The 801-nt window shown below is 33.3% G+C and carries 1 pseudogene; it reads right to left on the bottom strand.

Annotated features, from left to right (window positions below):
- Positions 1–789 (bottom strand): annotated as a pseudogene (locus BOW55_RS20690) (hypothetical protein); the annotation flags it as partial.
- Positions 790–801 lie beyond the last annotated feature (12 nt).

Below are 801 nucleotides of genomic sequence, written 5' to 3' on the forward strand. Positions count from 1 at the left end.
CCCTTTTACAATTTCATTAATGTTTACCACTTGTGTTGCGCCTGAAGCATCTGTATAAGTAAACTCATTAGTTGTAGAATTGAATGAAACTGTACCTTCTAACTTAGTAACAAAATTGTTTAAAACATTTGTTACTGCTGGATTGTTTATGATTGTTTCAAAATTAGTTGCAACATCGCCTACTACATCAATAGTAACATTGTCTCCTGCCTCATTTGCATAAGTATAGGTTCCGTTATTGTTGTTTGTTATTGTTGTAACCGTTTCTTTTGCGTCTACAAATTGAGTCAATTCAGTTACAAACTTAGGATCGCTTAAAATTGTGCTGGAGTTATTGATTACATCGGCTACAACATCGATTGTAGTTTCTGTATCATTTTCACTCTTATAAACATATTTTCCATCGTTGGCTGCGTTTTTCTCTAAGGTTGTCAGCGTTTCGTTTCCTTTTACAATTTCGTTGATATTTACCACTTTTGTTGCACCTGACGCATCTGTATAAGTAAATTCGTTAGTGGTAGAATTGAATGATACCGTACCTTCTGACTTAGTAACAAAATTGTTAAGTACATTCGTTACTGCAGGATTGTTTATGATTGATTCAAAATTGTTTGCAACGTCTCCTACTACATTAATAGTTACTGGATTTTCTCCTGTCTCATTTAGATAAGTATATGTACCATCGTTATTGTTAGTTAATGTGGTAATCGTTTCGTTTCCTTTTACAATTTTCACTAATATTTCACCACTTTTTGTTGCGCCTGACGCATCTGTGTAAAGTAAACTCATTTAGTAGTAGAA

The sequence above is a fragment of the Flavobacterium sp. YO12 genome (assembly GCF_004119495.1).
GTDB lineage: Bacteria > Bacteroidota > Bacteroidia > Flavobacteriales > Flavobacteriaceae > Flavobacterium.